Annotated in this window: 13 protein-coding genes and 2 pseudogenes; 8 read left to right on the top strand and 7 right to left on the bottom strand. The window is 73.9% G+C overall.

The window, feature by feature from the left end; translation table 11 throughout:
* The 5 genes and pseudogenes from AB0B40_RS31410 to AB0B40_RS31390 form a co-directional block, all read left to right on the top strand.
* Positions 1–233 (top strand): annotated as a pseudogene (locus AB0B40_RS31410) (glucose-6-phosphate isomerase); the annotation flags it as partial.
* Between the two features lie 2 nt (positions 234–235).
* Positions 236–1114, top strand: a complete 879-nt coding sequence (gene gnd / locus AB0B40_RS31405; protein ID WP_345047263.1) for a phosphogluconate dehydrogenase (NAD(+)-dependent, decarboxylating) — start codon at positions 236–238, stop codon at positions 1112–1114.
* A gap of 6 nt (positions 1115–1120) precedes the next feature.
* Entirely contained in the window at positions 1121–1714 is a 594-nt protein-coding gene (locus AB0B40_RS31400) for a histidine phosphatase family protein (protein WP_345047262.1), read from the top strand.
* Between the two features lie 142 nt (positions 1715–1856).
* Positions 1857–3320 carry a membrane-associated oxidoreductase gene (locus AB0B40_RS31395; RefSeq protein WP_362266885.1) on the top strand — a complete coding sequence of 488 codons (1464 nt, stop codon included), beginning with the start codon at positions 1857–1859 and terminating at the stop codon, positions 3318–3320.
* A gap of 103 nt (positions 3321–3423) precedes the next feature.
* Positions 3424–4089 (top strand): TetR/AcrR family transcriptional regulator, encoded by a 666-nt coding sequence (locus AB0B40_RS31390; RefSeq protein ID WP_345047259.1) that lies wholly within the window; start codon positions 3424–3426, stop codon positions 4087–4089.
* A 144-nt stretch (positions 4090–4233) separates the two neighbouring features.
* Here the strand turns inward: AB0B40_RS31390 and AB0B40_RS31385 are convergent, their stop codons facing one another.
* Positions 4234–4824 carry a TetR/AcrR family transcriptional regulator gene (locus tag AB0B40_RS31385; protein ID WP_345047257.1) on the bottom strand — a complete coding sequence of 197 codons (591 nt, stop codon included), beginning with the start codon at positions 4822–4824 and terminating at the stop codon, positions 4234–4236.
* A 114-nt stretch (positions 4825–4938) separates the two neighbouring features.
* Between AB0B40_RS31385 and AB0B40_RS31380 the strand changes: the two genes are divergently transcribed.
* Complete coding sequence (locus AB0B40_RS31380) at positions 4939–5817, top strand: NAD(P)-dependent oxidoreductase (RefSeq protein ID WP_362266883.1); 879 nt, start codon at positions 4939–4941, stop codon at positions 5815–5817.
* 61 nt (positions 5818–5878) lie between these two features.
* Here the strand turns inward: AB0B40_RS31380 and AB0B40_RS31375 are convergent, their stop codons facing one another.
* The gene (locus tag AB0B40_RS31375; RefSeq protein WP_362266881.1) at positions 5879–6316 is read right to left on the bottom strand and encodes a PPOX class F420-dependent oxidoreductase; all 438 of its coding nucleotides are present in this window, start codon (positions 6314–6316) and stop codon (positions 5879–5881) included.
* A gap of 216 nt (positions 6317–6532) precedes the next feature.
* Here AB0B40_RS31375 and AB0B40_RS31370 point away from each other — a divergent pair, with 216 nt between their 5' ends.
* Positions 6533–7756 (top strand): serine hydrolase domain-containing protein, encoded by a 1224-nt coding sequence (locus AB0B40_RS31370; RefSeq protein ID WP_362266879.1) that lies wholly within the window; start codon positions 6533–6535, stop codon positions 7754–7756.
* A gap of 55 nt (positions 7757–7811) precedes the next feature.
* On the opposite strand, the gene ribA is transcribed toward AB0B40_RS31370, so the two are convergent.
* Positions 7812–8483, bottom strand: a complete 672-nt coding sequence (ribA, locus tag AB0B40_RS31365) for a GTP cyclohydrolase II (protein WP_345047251.1) — start codon at positions 8481–8483, stop codon at positions 7812–7814.
* A 38-nt stretch (positions 8484–8521) separates the two neighbouring features.
* Here ribA and AB0B40_RS31360 point away from each other — a divergent pair, with 38 nt between their 5' ends.
* A complete protein-coding gene (locus AB0B40_RS31360; RefSeq protein ID WP_362266877.1) occupies positions 8522–9298 on the top strand; it encodes a creatininase family protein in 777 nt (258 codons plus the stop codon).
* A 128-nt stretch (positions 9299–9426) separates the two neighbouring features.
* On the opposite strand, the pseudogene AB0B40_RS31355 reads toward AB0B40_RS31360, so the two are convergent.
* The 4 genes and pseudogenes from AB0B40_RS31355 to AB0B40_RS31340 form a co-directional block, all read right to left on the bottom strand.
* A pseudogene (locus AB0B40_RS31355) lies at positions 9427–10389 on the bottom strand (lysylphosphatidylglycerol synthase transmembrane domain-containing protein); the annotation flags it as partial.
* A gap of 386 nt (positions 10390–10775) precedes the next feature.
* Positions 10776–11948 carry a class I SAM-dependent methyltransferase gene (locus AB0B40_RS31350; protein ID WP_345047248.1) on the bottom strand — a complete coding sequence of 391 codons (1173 nt, stop codon included), beginning with the start codon at positions 11946–11948 and terminating at the stop codon, positions 10776–10778.
* A complete protein-coding gene (locus AB0B40_RS31345) occupies positions 11945–13126 on the bottom strand; it encodes a glycosyltransferase family 4 protein (protein ID WP_345047247.1) in 1182 nt (393 codons plus the stop codon). Before AB0B40_RS31345 ends, AB0B40_RS31350 begins: the two co-directional genes overlap by 4 nt.
* Positions 13123–13521, bottom strand: a complete 399-nt coding sequence (locus AB0B40_RS31340) for a 6-carboxytetrahydropterin synthase (RefSeq protein ID WP_345047246.1) — start codon at positions 13519–13521, stop codon at positions 13123–13125. Before AB0B40_RS31340 ends, AB0B40_RS31345 begins: the two co-directional genes overlap by 4 nt.
* Positions 13522–13608 lie beyond the last annotated feature (87 nt).

The following is a 13608-nucleotide window of genomic DNA, read 5'->3' as shown; positions in this document are numbered from 1 at the left end:
TGACCCCGTCCGTGCTCGGCCAGCTGATCGCCCTCTACGAGCACAAGGTGTTCGTACAGGGCGCCGTGTGGAACATCGACTCCTTCGACCAGTGGGGCGTGGAACTGGGCAAGGTCCTCGCCAAGCGGGTCGAGCCCGCCCTCACCGAGGGCGCGGACGTACCCGGTCTGGACCCGTCCACCACGGCCCTCGTCGCCGCCTACCGCACTCTCAAGAACGCTCAGGAGAACTGATCATGCAGCTCGGTCTCATCGGTCTCGGCAAGATGGGCGGCAACATGCGCGAGCGGATCCGCCGCGCCGGCCACACCGTCATCGGCTACGACCGCAACCCGGAGGTCTCGGACGTCAAGTCCCTCGCCGAACTGGTCGAGAAGCTGGACGCGCCGCGCACGGTCTGGGTGATGGTCCCGGCCGGGACGGCCACCCAGGGGGTCATCGACGAGCTCAAGGACCTGCTGTCCGAGGGCGACACGGTGGTCGACGGCGGCAACTCGCGCTGGACGGACGACGAGAAGCACGCGGCCGAACTCGGCGTCAAGGGCATCGGCTTCGTCGACGCCGGCGTCTCCGGCGGCGTGTGGGGCCTGCAGAACGGCTACGCCCTCATGGTCGGCGGCGACAAGGAGCACGTGAGCCGCGTCAAGCCGGTCTTCGACGCGCTCAAGCCGGAGGGCCCGTACGGCTATGTCCACGCGGGACGGGTGGGCGCCGGACACTTCTCGAAGATGGTCCACAACGGCATCGAGTACGCCATGATGCAGGCCTACGCCGAGGGCTGGGAACTGCTGGAGAAGGTCAAGTCCGTGGACAACGTCCGCGAGGTCTTCCGCTCCTGGCAGGAGGGCACCGTCATCCGTTCCTGGCTGCTCGACCTCGCGGTCAACGCCCTGGACGACGACGAGCACCTGGAGAAGCTGCGCGGGTACGCGGAGGACTCCGGCGAGGGCCGCTGGACCGTCGAGGCGGCCATCGACAACGCGGTGCCGCTCCCGGCGATCACCGCTTCCCTGTTCGCCCGGTTCGCCTCGCGGCAGGACGACTCCCCGCAGATGAAGATGATCGCCGCCCTGCGCAACCAGTTCGGTGGCCACGCGGTCGAGAAGAAGGACTGAGCCGCCGTGGGGGACCTCCTGCTGGTCCGCCACGGTGAGACGGAGTGGAGCCGGTCGGGGCAGCACACCAGCTGGACCGACCTGCCCCTGACCGGGCACGGCGAGGAACAGGCCAAGTCCCTCGCCCCGCTGCTCACCGGCCGGACCTACACCCACGCCCTGGCCAGCCCGCTGAGCCGTGCGCTGCGTACCGCCGAACTGGCGGGCATACCCGCGGTCGAACCCGAGCCCGACCTGCGGGAATGGGACTACGGCGGCTACGAGGGCATCACCACCGCCGAAATCCACCGCACCCGGCCCGGCTGGGACCTGTGGACCGACGGCGTGCCGCCCGGCCCCGAGGGACACCCCGGTGAGTCCCCGGAGCAGGCCGGCGCCCGCGCCGACCGGGTCCTGGCCCGCGTCGACGCGGCTCTCACCGAGGACGCCGGCGACGTCGTCCTCGTCGCCCACGCCCACTTCCTGCGCGTCCTCACCGCCCGCCGCCTGGGCCTGCCGCCCGCCGAGGGCCGGCTGTTCCAGCTGGCCACGGGCACGGTCAGCCGGCTGTCGACCGAACACGGCCGCCCGGTGATCGCGGAGTGGAACGTCCGACCCTAGGGTCCTTCGTCCACCCGGATGCCCCCGCACCGCTGTCTCCGGCGGTGCGGGGGCACCGTGCCGTCGTGCCGGCGGCGGTACCCCGCGCAGGGTCCCGGCCGCCGATTGACAGCGGCTCGCACCCCGGGTCAGAGTCCCGCTGGTGGAGACCAACGAGCTGACGGCGGCCGAGGAGCGGGTGTGGCGGGCGTTCCCCCGGGGGGAGGCCGTGGACTTCCGGGAGACGAGCGAGGACGATCCCGCCGAGGGAGAGCACTGGGGACCCGGACGGACCCTGCGGGCCGAGGTGTTGCGGGCACTGCTGCTGGACGGGCCACGGCAGGACGGGGAGATACCGTCGCTGAACCTCGCGGGCGCCCGGATCACCGGCCGGCTCGATCTGCAGTACGCGACGGTCGACCACCCGGTGCGGCTGCGCCACTGCCACTTCGACGAGGCTCCCCGGTGCTACGCGGCCCGGCTGCGTGAACTCAACCTCAGCGAGTCCGTCCTGCCCGGGCTGGTCGCCCACGCCGTGCAGGTCGACGGCGTCATGCGCCTGACCCGGGCACGGTGTCACGGTGTCGTGCGGATGGGCGGCGCCCGGATCACCGGCAGTCTGTATCTGGAGGGCGCCCACGTGGCCGCGCCCGGTGGCGAGGAGCCGGTGCTCCAGCTGAACCAGGCGGCCGTCGGCGCCGACCTGTGGGCGCCGGGGCTGCGCACCCACGGGCAGATACGGCTGAACGGCGCCACCGTCGCCGGGTCGGTCAACCTCAACGAGGCGCGGCTCAGCCGGCCCGAAGGCGCCGCGCTGGACGCGGAGACGTTCGCCGTCGGGGGCGACATGCTGGTCCGGTACGCCGAGGTGCGCGGCTGGACGGGCCTGCGCGGCGCCCGTATCGCGGGGCGGCTGGACCTGTCGTACACCCTCCTGTCGAGTCCGGGCGGTTCGGCCCTGCGGGCCGGCAGCACGACCATCGGCGAGCTGTGGCTGCGCAAGGGGCCGCCCATGGAGGGCGCCCTCAATCTGCGCCGCGCCCAGGTCGAAGTCCTCTACCTGGAGCCGGAGTCGGTGCCCGACGAGGTGCTGCTCGGCGAGCTCACCTACACCTCGCTCGTCCCGCACGAGCCGGCCGAGCGCCGGCTGCCCATGCTGGAACGGGAGCGCGACGGCCATGTGCCGCACGCCTACGAGCAGTTGACGTCGTCCTACCGCCGGGTCGGCGACGACCACGCGGCCCGGCTCGTACAGCTCGCCAAGCAGCGCCGGCGCCGGCACACCCTTCCCTGGTACGGCCGGCTGTGGGGCCTGGTGCAGGACGTCACCGTCGGCTACGGCTTCCGTCCGCTGCGCGCCGCCGGCTGGCTGCTGTCGCTGCTCGCGCTCGGTTCCGTCACCTACGCCCTGCACCACCCGCAGCCGCTGAAGGCGGGCGAGGCACCGCCGTTCAGCCCGGTGTTCTACACGCTCGACCTGCTGCTGCCGGTGATCTCCTTCGGGCAGGACTCCGCGTTCGCCCCGCACGGCTGGTACCAGCTGCTCGCCTACGTCCTCGTCCTCACCGGCTGGATCCTCGCCACGACGGTGATCGCCGGTGTCACCCGCACGGTCAGCCGCCAGTGATGGCCGCCCGGAAGCCCCCGTCGTGCGCCGGGGCCCGGCTTCTACAATCACCGGCACGCGAAGGAGCGCGCCGCCCCGGCGCCTCATGGCCCGAAGGACACCGATGACCAGCGTCGAAGAACCGGCCGGACCCGGCGAGCGGGTGCGTGACGCCGCCCGCACCAGGGCCGAGATCCTCGACGTGGCGACGCAGGAATTCGCGCGTGGCGGCTACGACGGCACCCGGGTCGACGAGATCGCCGCCCGCACCCGCACCACGAAGCGGATGATCTACTACTACTTCGGCGGCAAGGAACAGCTGTTCACGGCCGTGCTGGAGCGGGCGTACGGGGTGATCCGGGAGGCCGAGCGCCAGCTGGACGTCGAGCACCTGGACCCGGTGGCGGCGATCCGGCGGCTGGCCGAGCTGATCTTCGACCACCACGAGCGGCACCCGGACTTCGTCCGGCTGGTCGGCATCGAGAACATCCACGGCGCCGTGCACATGGCGGCCTCCGAGGAGCTCGGCCGGATCGCCTCCCCGGCACTGGACGTGATCCGCCGCATCCTCGCCGCCGGGCAGGAGCGCGGGCTGTTCACCACCGGTGTCGACGCGGTGGACCTGCACGCGGTGATCAGCTCGTTCTGCTTCTTCCGGGTCGCCAACCGGCACACGTTCGGTGCCCTGTTCGGCCGGGACCTGGTGGACCCGGCGCGGCGGGAGCACTACCGGACCATGCTCGGGGACATGGTGATCGCCTATCTGACGGCGGGCCGGACCGCGCGGTGACGGCCTGACACCCACCGCGCGGCGCGTCACCCGCTCACCGGCAGGTCCGTCCAGGCCGCCACCCGGCGCAGTGCGTGGGCCGAGGAGGAGACGGCCGGCGCCGCGACCGTGGCCGATCCGGCGGGGCCGGGCTGATCCTGCGGGTCAGGGGCGTACGGCGGCGTCGAGCAGGGGGCCGAGTTCCCGTACGACCGTGTCGAGGGGCCGTGCGTCCCGCTCGGCCCGGGCCATCAGGATCGCGCCCTCCAGGGCGCTGATCATGAGGGTGGCCAGGGACCCGGCCCGTGCGGCGGGAACCCCCATGCCCGTCAGGGCCTCGGTGAGGGGGGTCCGCCAGGTCGCGAAGGCGGCTGCCGCCGCCTGCCGGGTCGAGTCGCCCGAGGTGGCGCAGTCGACCGTGGCGGCGGCGACCGGGCACCCCCCGGCGAAGCCGTCGGCCGCGTACTCGTCGGTCCACTGGGCGGCCATGGCCGCGAACAGGCCGCTCGGCGTCGGCTCCTCGAGCCCCGCGAGGAAACGGGCGACGCGCTTGCCCGCGTACCGTCCGGCCCACCGCACCGCCTCGTTGACCAGTTGCTCCTTGCCGCCCGGGAAGTAGTGCTGAAGGGAGCCGCGCGGTGCGTCCGCGTGCGCGGCCACCTCGCGCATGCCGGTGGCGGTGACGCCGTCCCGCCGGATGAGCTGGGCCGCGCTGAAGACCATCCGCTCCCGCGGTCCGCGCCGCTCCCGCGTCATCGTCGGCCTCCGTTCCTCGTTCCCATCCCGCGTCCCACCCTATGACCACCGTCATAACCGGCGCTACTATGACCACTGTCATAGTCGGCCCGTGGCGCGAAGGGCGGCCCCGCCGTGCACGTCGGATTCATCGGTCTCGGAGTCATGGGCGGGCCCATGGCCCTGCGCCTTGCATCCGCCGGCACCCCCCTGCTGGTCTGGAACCGCACCCCGGACCGCGCACGACCGCTGCGCGCGGCCGGGGCCGAAGTGGCGGCGGACGCCGGCGAGGTGTTCACGCGTACGGAGACCGCGCTGCTGATGCTCGCCGACGAGGCCGCGGTGGACGCGGTCCTCGGCCGGGGCACGCCGGAGTTCGCCGCGCGGGTCGCGGACCGGACGATCGTGCACATGGGCACGACCTCGCCGGAGTACTCCCACGCCCTGGAGAGCGACATCCGGGCCGCCGGCGGCCGGTACGCCGAGGCGCCCGTCTCCGGGTCCCGGGTGCCGGCGGAGCAGGGGCAACTGGTCGCCATGCTCGCCGGCGACGAGGCGACCGTGGCCGCCGTACGTCCGCTGCTCGCGCCGATGTGCCGGGAGACGTTCGTGTGCGGGCCCGCGCCCGGGGCGCTGCTGATGAAGCTGTCGGTGAACCTGTTCCTGATCACCCAGGTGACCGGGCTCGCCGAGGCGTTCCACTTCGCCGAGCGGCAGGGCCTGGACCGGCGGCTGTTCCTGGACGTCGTGGACGCGGGCCCGATGGCCAGCGCGGTGTCCCGGATGAAGGCACCCAAGCTGCGCGAGCGGGACTTCGCGGTGCAGGCGGCGGCACTGGACGTACTGAAGAACAACCGGCTGATCGCCGAGGCGGCCCGCAAGGCCCGCCTCGCCTCACCGCTCCTCGACGTCTGTCACACCCTGTTCGAGGAGACGGTGGCACAGGGGTACGGCGGCGAGGACATGGCCGCCGTGCTGCGGGCGATCGAGACGCGGACGTCCGAGGCCCCGTAGCCCTGGACCCGCCCGAGGGGCCGTCGACCGGGTCCCGCCGAGGCGCCGCCGGGGGGCCTGGTCAGCTCCTCGGGACGCCGTACGCCCGCTCGACACGCAGCCGCACCACCAGGCGGCGGTCACGGACCATGGCGGCCCGGTATTCGTCCCAGTCCGGGTGTTCGCCGAGGACGTCGCGGTAGAGCCGGACCAGCTCCTCGACGGTCGCGTCGTGCGGGTCGGCGGCGACCGGGGTCAGCTCGGCGGTGCCCTCGGCGACGGCGTACGCCCAGCGGTCGGCACTGGTGACGTGGTACGAGGCGCGGGGGTCCCGGCGGAGGTTGCGGGTCTTGGCGCGGTCGTCGGTGACCGAGATCCGGATGATCCGCTCGTCCGGGTAGTAGGCGTGGCTGACGTTGGACAACTGGGGGCGGCCGTCGCGCCGGAGGGTGACCAGCACACCGCCGTGGCCTTCGGAGATCAGGCCGAGCAGCGCGTCCTGCGGGGAGTCCTGGGTCATATCCGGATCAACTCGCCCGGCTCCCGCCGCATTCCCCCACCGGTCGCGCGAGGTGGACCGTGCCCGTGCTCGCGCCGCCCCGGCCGGCCGCCGTCGCGTCGGTCACACACATCGCGGACGAGCCGGTCCCGGCCACTGGTCCTGCGCGACGATGAGAAGCGGACGCGGCCCGGTGCGGCCGGGAGCAACCGCGGACGACACGACCGGAGGAGAGCGATGGCACAGCTGCGGCAGGACGTCGAGGCGGCGGAAGCGGGACTGGACGCCGGGGCGCTGGACCGGCTGGACCGGCACCTCGCCCGGCATGTCGACGAGGGCCGTCTGCCCGGCTTCCTGGTGGCGGTGGCCCGTGCCGGCCGGGTCGCCCATCTGACCGTCCACGGTCTGCGGGACGTCGGGGCCGGGCTGCCGGTCGAGCCGGACACGCTGTGGCGGATCTACTCGATGACCAAGCCGGTCACCGCGGTCGCGGTGCTGCTGCTGGTGCAGGAGGGCCGGCTCTCCCTGGACGACCCGGTCGACCGGTATCTGCCCGCGTTCGCGGGCCCGCGCGTGTACGAGAGCGGTTCGGGCACCGACGTGCGCACCCGCCCGGCCGCCGGCCCGGTTCTGGTCCGGCATCTGCTCACCCACACCGCGGGCCTGACCTTCGGCTTCTACCACCGCCACCCCGTCGACGCCCTCTACCGCGAGGCGGGCCTGGAGTACTCGGTGCCACCGGGCAAGGACCTCGCCGAGACCGTGGACCTGTACGCACGGATGCCGCTGCAGTTCGAGCCGGGCACCCGGTGGAACTACTCGGTCGCCTCCAACGTGCTCGGCCGGCTGATCGAGGTGGTGTCCGGACGGCCGCTGGACGCGTTCTTCGCCGAGCGGATCCTGGGCCCGCTCGGCATGACCGACACCGGCTTCCACCTCGCGCCCGGACAGGAGGGCAGACTGGCCCAGTTGTACGGCGAGACGGACGAGGGCGGGATCGAGCCGGTGCCGGGGCTGCCGGTGCACGGCCGGCCCCGGTTCCTGTCCGGCAGTGGCGGCCTGGTCTCCTCCGCCCATGACTTCCACCGCTTCATGGAGCTGCTGCGCCGGGGCGGCGAGCTGGACGGGGTACGGCTCCTGTCCCCACGTACGCTCGCCCTGATGACCCGCAACCAGTTGCCCGGCAAAGCCACCATCCGCTCCTTCGGCGCCCCGGTCCACCAGGAGCCGGCCATGGACGGCCTCGGCTTCGGCTTCAACGTCTCCGTCGTCACCGACCCCGCCCGCACCCTGGCGCCGTCCCACGCCGGCACCTACGGCTGGACCGGCGTGGCCACCACCGCCTTCTGGGTCGACCCGGCGCACGACCTGACCGTCCAATTCATGACCCAGGTGCGCCCGAAGAGGCTGAAGATCCTCCCGGAGCTGCGGCGGCTGGCACACGCGGCTGTGACGGACTGAACCGGATCCGCCGCCGGACGGGGGTCCGTGTGCGCTCCCGGCCGGCGGTCCGGTGTCAGGAGCCGTGGGCGACGGCGTCGAGATGCGGCAGATGGTGGTCCATCCGCTCCCGCTTGGTCCGCAGATACGTGATGTTGCTCTCGCACGGCTCGATCAGCAGCGGCACCTGCTCGGCGACCTGGATACCGTGCCGGACCAGCGCCTCCCGCTTGCGCGGGTTGTTGGACATCAGCCGTACCGAGGCCACCCCGAGGTCGCGCAGGATCTCGGCGGCGACGCGGTAGTCACGGGCGTCGACCGGCAGGCCCAGCGCGAGGTTCGCCTCGACCGTGTCCAGGCCCTCCGCCTGCAGGGCCATCGCGCGCAGCTTGGCGAGCAGTCCGATACCCCGGCCCTCGTGGCCCCGCAAGTAGACGACGACTCCGCTCCCTTGGGTCACCACCGCACGCATGGCCGCCTCCAGCTGGTCGCCGCACTCGCAGTGCCGGGAGCCGAACGCGTCGCCGGTCAGGCACTCCGAGTGCAGCCGGACGAGGACGTCGTCGGTGCCGATCTCGCCGTACACCAGGGCCACTTGTTCGTCACCACGGTCGTGGTCCAGGTAACCGATCGCCTGGAATTTCCCGTACACGGTGGGCAGCGGTGCATTCACGACGCGTTCCGCGCCCGAACGCCGCGGGGACTTCTCGCCGAGCACGCCGATGTTGACGCCGGTGTTTTCTGTCATGATCTGATTCCTCAACAGAGACGAAAGGCCGTGGAACGATGAGTGGTTCGGGCGCGCGGACGGTGGAATGCGAAGTGGCGAAGGGCGTGATGCCGACGGACACCACGGAAGACGTACAAAGGCGCGGGGCGGGTGTTTCAGCACAGGTCGCCGTCCTTCCCGTCGGAAGCTTCGAACAGCACGGGCCGTTCCTTCCGCTGGCGACCGACACGCTGGTCGCCTGCGCCGTGGCGCGGGAGATCGCCGCCGCGTACCCGGTGCACCTCCTTCCCCCGGTGACGGTCTCCTGCTCGCACGAGCACGCGGCCTGGCCCGGGACCGTCAGCATCTCCGCCGTGACCCTCCACGCGGTGGTCTCGGACATCGCGGCCTCGCTGCGCCGCTCGGGCGTCGAGGCGCTGGTCGTGGTCAACGGGCACGGCGGCAACTACGTCCTGGGCAACGTCGTCCAGGAGGCGTCCGCGCGCGGCGAGCGGATGGCGTTGTTCCCGGCCGCGGAGGACTGGGAGACGGCGCGGGAGCGGGCCGGAGTGGTCACCTCGCTGCTCACCGACATGCACGCGGGAGAAATCGAGACCTCGATTCTGCTGCACGCTCACCCCGAATTCGTCCGCCCTGGTCACGAGTCCGCCGATTTCACCGCCGACGACCGTCGGCACCTGCTCACCGTGGGAATGTCCGCCTATACCGAATCCGGTGTCATCGGCCGCCCTTCCCTGGGTTCGGCGGAAAAGGGAAAGGCACTGCTGGCGAGCCTGGCGGAATCCTTCGGGCCGTACGCCGCCCTGCTCACCGCGGCGGCGGAACGGAAGTAGCCCGAAGTGCCCTGCCGGCCGGGACCCGTGGGGGCGGCCCCGGCCGGCAGGCCGTCCGGCGGCGGGGAGGACGGGGTGCGCGAGGTCTCGAACCGGCGCCGGATCAGGACGGCGGCGCCGGGCAGGCTCGCCACGAGGCTCAGTACGCCGTAGACGACGGCGACCGCCACTCCGGTGTCCGCGCCGAGTCCCGCCGCGCCGAACGCCCACGCGGTGACGCCCTCGCGGGGGCCGAAGCCGCCGACGTTCAGCGGCAGGCCCATGGCCACCAGGGCGAGCACCGCGAGGGGCAGCAGCACCGCGACCGGGGCGGCCGAGCCGGCCACCCGGGCGGCGACCACGAACGTGGCCAGGTGCCCCGCCAGGACGATCGCGGAGGACAGCGCGACGCCCGGCCCGCTCTGCCGGGACACCAGGCCCTGGCGCGCCTCGGCGAGGGCCCGGCGCAGTGCGCCGCCCCGGCGGCGCGGGGGACGGTTCATGCGGACGGCGAGGACGACGGCGAGCGCCCCCGCGGCGGCCAGGGCGACCAGCGGCGCGAAGACGCGGACCTCGGCGCGCACCGGGGACGGCAGGGTCAGCAGCACCGTCGCGCCGGCCACGGTCAGCGCGAGCTGCCCCGCGACCCGCTCCAGGACGACCGCCTGCACCCCGCGCCGTACGTCACCGGAGCTCCGCCCGTGCCGGACCGCCCGGTGCACATCGCCCAGGATCCCGCCGGGCAGGGCCGCGTTCAGGAAGAGCGCCCGGTAGTAGTCGGCGACGGCCGCCCCCAGCGGAAGCCGCAGCCGCAGCCCCCGGGCCACCAACTGCCAGCGCCACGCGCTGAACACGGTGGTGACCGCCCCGATCCCCAGCGCGGCCAGCACTGTCACGGAGTCGATCCGGCGCAGCCCGTCGAGCAGCACACCGGTACCGAGCCGCCACAGCAGGACCGCGACGATGACGGCACCGGTGAGGGTGCCGAGGTGGGTGCGCAGGGCGCGGGAGTCCGGGCGCCGGGGAGCGCCGGACTGCGCGGGAGCGGCGGTGGGGCTGCTCCCGGCGCTCGGCGGATGCGCGGGGTGCGCCGCGCTGGGAGCCGTCCGCACGGGCACGAGGGGCTCGGGCGTCACCCGCGCGCGGCGCACGTCCGCCGCGACTCCCCGCGCGCGTCCCCCGCGCGCCGCCCGCACCCGCACCGAGCCGGGTCCCGACGCCACCGACACCGGCGCCGTACGGCCGCGTTCCCGGTCCGACACGGATCCGGCACGGACACGTCCCAGGTCCCGTGCCGGTGCCGCCTGGACGCGCTCGGCATCCGGCCCCGGCGCCACTCGCGCACGAGACCGGGCCGACACCAACCCCACACGCGCGAGTGCCTGATCCGGCACCGGCGCCACCCGGGCACGTGCCCGGTCCCTCGGTGTTCTGCGCGTGCGTCTGCCGGTGTCGGCCGCCGGGGTCAGCCTTGTCGCGGCTGCCGCCGCCCTCGCGGTCACGTTGCCTCGCCCGTCTCCCTGGGCAGCGCCAGCAGGTCGGTGTGGTGGACGACGACCTGTAGCGTGCCGGCGGCACAGGCGGCGAGCCGTGCGCTCAGGTACCGCTCGGCGGGGCCGCGCAGTTCCGGCCGCTGCTCGACGGCCGCGCCCACCCAGCCACGCAGCCACTGCTCGGTCAGCGCGGCCTCCTCGGGGCCGAGCCGCCACGGGCTCGGGCGCAGCAGGACCGTCGCCCCTCGCTCGGAGAACGCCTCGCCGGCCACGGTGACCGCGTCCGGGCCGAGCAGTCCGTCGCGCCGCTGGTGGGCGTTGAACGCCTCGGCGATCTCGTCGTCCAGCGGGTCCCCGGGGCCGACGTCGACGCGTCCCGCGACGGAGAGGGTCAGCAGGGCCGGGCAGCCGGCGCCCACGCAGGCGTCCGCCAGGGCCTCGGTCTCCTCACGGGTGAGGACGTCGAGGAGTGCGGACGCGGTCACCAGGGACGCCCCGGTCAGCACGTCCGCGGTGAGCCGGGAGACGTCACCGCGCCGGGTCTCGACCGTGACGCGGCCGCCGTCGGCGGCGGAGCGCGGGGAGGCCACGGCGGCGAAGTGCAGCAGGTAGGGGTCGCGGTCGTGCAGGACCCAGTGCTGGGCGCCGTCCAGGCGGGGCGCGAGCCAGCGGCCCATCGAGCCGGTGCCGCAGCCCAGGTCGTGCACCACCCGGCCACCGGTCCGGCCCGGCAGGCCGGACAGCCGGCTGCGCAGCGGGGCGAGCAGTTCCCGCGCGCGGGCCGCCGCGTCGGCGCCCTCCCGCAGTTGCAGCCACTCGGGCGCGTACCGCGGCGGCTGCTCAGGTCCACCGTCCCGCAGCCGTACGGTGGCCCGCTCGCCGGGGCCGGTCACCGGTCCGGCACCGGCGATGACCGGCGTGGCGGCGCCGTCCGCGACAGCAGCGGTACCGGCCGCCGGCCGCGGCGGAGCGCTCCGCTCGCCGGCGGACTCCCCGCCCGGGCCCCCCGTACCCACACCCATGTTCATGTCCATGCCCATGTCCACGATGTCCACGGCCCGCACCTCCTCGCCTCGCGCGTTCGCGGACTTCCGCCCGGACGCTCCCTCGACAGGGCCGGGCTGAACGGGGATCAGCCCGTCCGACCGGACCGCGACCTCTGCACCGCCGTCGCTCATGCCGCCCTCCCGGGGGGCTGGGGAAGCCGCTGGAGGACCGCCGCCAGGCTGCGGGCCGTGGTGGCCCAGCCGTCGAGCGCGGCGCGCCGGCCCCGGGCCGCGGCCTTCAGGCGCCGGCGTACGTCGGGTTCGCCGAACCAGCCGCGCAGTTCGGCGGCGAGCGCGGCGGGGTCCTCCGGCGGGACGAGGATGCCGGGCACCCCGCCGTCCGGGGCCCGGCCGACCGCCTCGGGCAGGCCGCCGACGTCGGTCGCGAGGACCGGGATGCCGCGGGCGAGCGCCTCGGTGACCGCCATGCCGTAGGTCTCGGCGTACGAGGTGAGGACCATCAGGTCGGCCGTGGCGTACGCGGCGTCGAGGTCGGCGCCGGAGCGCGGGCCGGTCAGGTGCAGGCGGTCGGCGAGACCGTACCGGGCGATGAGTTCCCGCAAGTGGGCTACGTAGTGGGGATCGTGGCCGAGGCCGCCGACGCACTCGCAGGTCCACGGCAGTTCCCGGACCGTCGCGAGCGCCTCCACCAGCCGGTGCTGGCCCTTGCGCGGGGTGACCGCGGCCACGCACAGCAGCCGGGAGACGCCGTCGGTGCCGGGCGCGAGCGGTGCGATGTCGGCGCCGGGTGCGGCCGTGTGCACCCGGCCGGGGGCGAGTCCGTGGTGGGAGACGAGCCGGCGGACCGCCCAGTCGCTGGTGGCGATCACCGCGGGGACCGCGCGCAGCACCGCCCGCTCGCGGGCGTCCAGGCCGGCGGCGACGGCCGGGTCCAGGCCGGTCTCGTCGCCGAGCGGCAGGTGGACCAGGACCGCGAGGCGCAGGCGTGCGGCCTCGGGAAGAACGATCTCCGGGACGCCGCAGGCGACGAGGCCGTCGAGGAGGACGACCGTGTCGTCGGGCAGGTCCCTCAGCGTACGGGCGAGCCCGTCGCGGGCGGAGCCGTCCGGGCGCGGCCAGCCGCCGGGCACGGCGTGCCGGACGACCTGCCAGCCGAAGCCGGGCAGGTCCAGGCAGATGCGGCGGTCGTAGGCGTTGCCTCCGCTGGGCGCGGCCGGGTCGTCGACGTCCCCCGGCATCACGAAGTGCACGGTACGCAGCGACATGGGGACGATTCCGGTGTTGTCGGTGACGACGGACTGCGCGGGCACGTACGCGAGACGGGCCCGCTCGACGGTCAGGTCGGTCACAGGCCACGCTCGTAACTCGCCCAGGCGATGTGCGACTCGTGCAGGGTGACCGCGATCCCCGTCAGGCCCTTGGCGCCCTCGCCGAGGGCGCCCTTGTGGACGCGTTCGGCGAGCCGGTCGGCGATGACCTTGGCCAGGAACTCGGTGGAGGTGTTGACGCCGGCGAACTCGGGCTCGTCGTCGAGGTTGCGGTAGTTCAGCTCGGCGGTGACGGCGCCCAGCTCCTGCGTGGCCAGGCCGATGTCGACCACGATGTTGTCCTCGTCCAGCTGTTCGCGGCGGAACGTCGCGTCCACCAGGAAAGTGGCGCCGTGCAGTCGCTGCGCGGGCCCGAACACCTCGCCGCGGAAGCTGTGGGCGATCATGATGTGATCGCGGACGGTGATGCTGAACAACGGACGACCCTCCAGGTGCGGCGCGTCTGGTCCCCCGGCCCCTTGTCCGCCGGGGGATGCCGTGTAGTACGGCTCTTCGCTTCCCCC

The sequence above is a fragment of the Streptomyces sp. NPDC042638 genome (assembly GCF_040647235.1).
In the GTDB taxonomy this organism is placed as follows: Bacteria; Actinomycetota; Actinomycetes; order Streptomycetales; family Streptomycetaceae; genus Streptomyces; species Streptomyces rameus.
The sequence above is the reverse complement of the archived record's forward strand: the minus strand, read 5'-3'. Positions and strand labels throughout refer to the sequence as shown.

Coding starts and splice junctions, on each gene's coding strand:
- gnd (WP_345047263.1), top strand. CDS start 236: ATGCAGCTCGGTCTCATCGGTCTCGGCAAGATGGGCGGCAACATGCGC.
- AB0B40_RS31390 (WP_345047259.1), top strand. CDS start 3,424: ATGACCAGCGTCGAAGAACCGGCCGGACCCGGCGAGCGGGTGCGTGAC.
- AB0B40_RS31385 (WP_345047257.1), bottom strand. CDS start 4,824: ATGACGCGGGAGCGGCGCGGACCGCGGGAGCGGATGGTCTTCAGCGCG.
- AB0B40_RS31375 (WP_362266881.1), bottom strand. CDS start 6,316: ATGACCCAGGACTCCCCGCAGGACGCGCTGCTCGGCCTGATCTCCGAA.
- AB0B40_RS31370 (WP_362266879.1), top strand. CDS start 6,533: ATGGCACAGCTGCGGCAGGACGTCGAGGCGGCGGAAGCGGGACTGGAC.
- ribA (WP_345047251.1), bottom strand. CDS start 8,483: ATGACAGAAAACACCGGCGTCAACATCGGCGTGCTCGGCGAGAAGTCC.
- AB0B40_RS31360 (WP_362266877.1), top strand. CDS start 8,522: ATGAGTGGTTCGGGCGCGCGGACGGTGGAATGCGAAGTGGCGAAGGGC.
- AB0B40_RS31350 (WP_345047248.1), bottom strand. CDS start 11,948: ATGAGCGACGGCGGTGCAGAGGTCGCGGTCCGGTCGGACGGGCTGATC.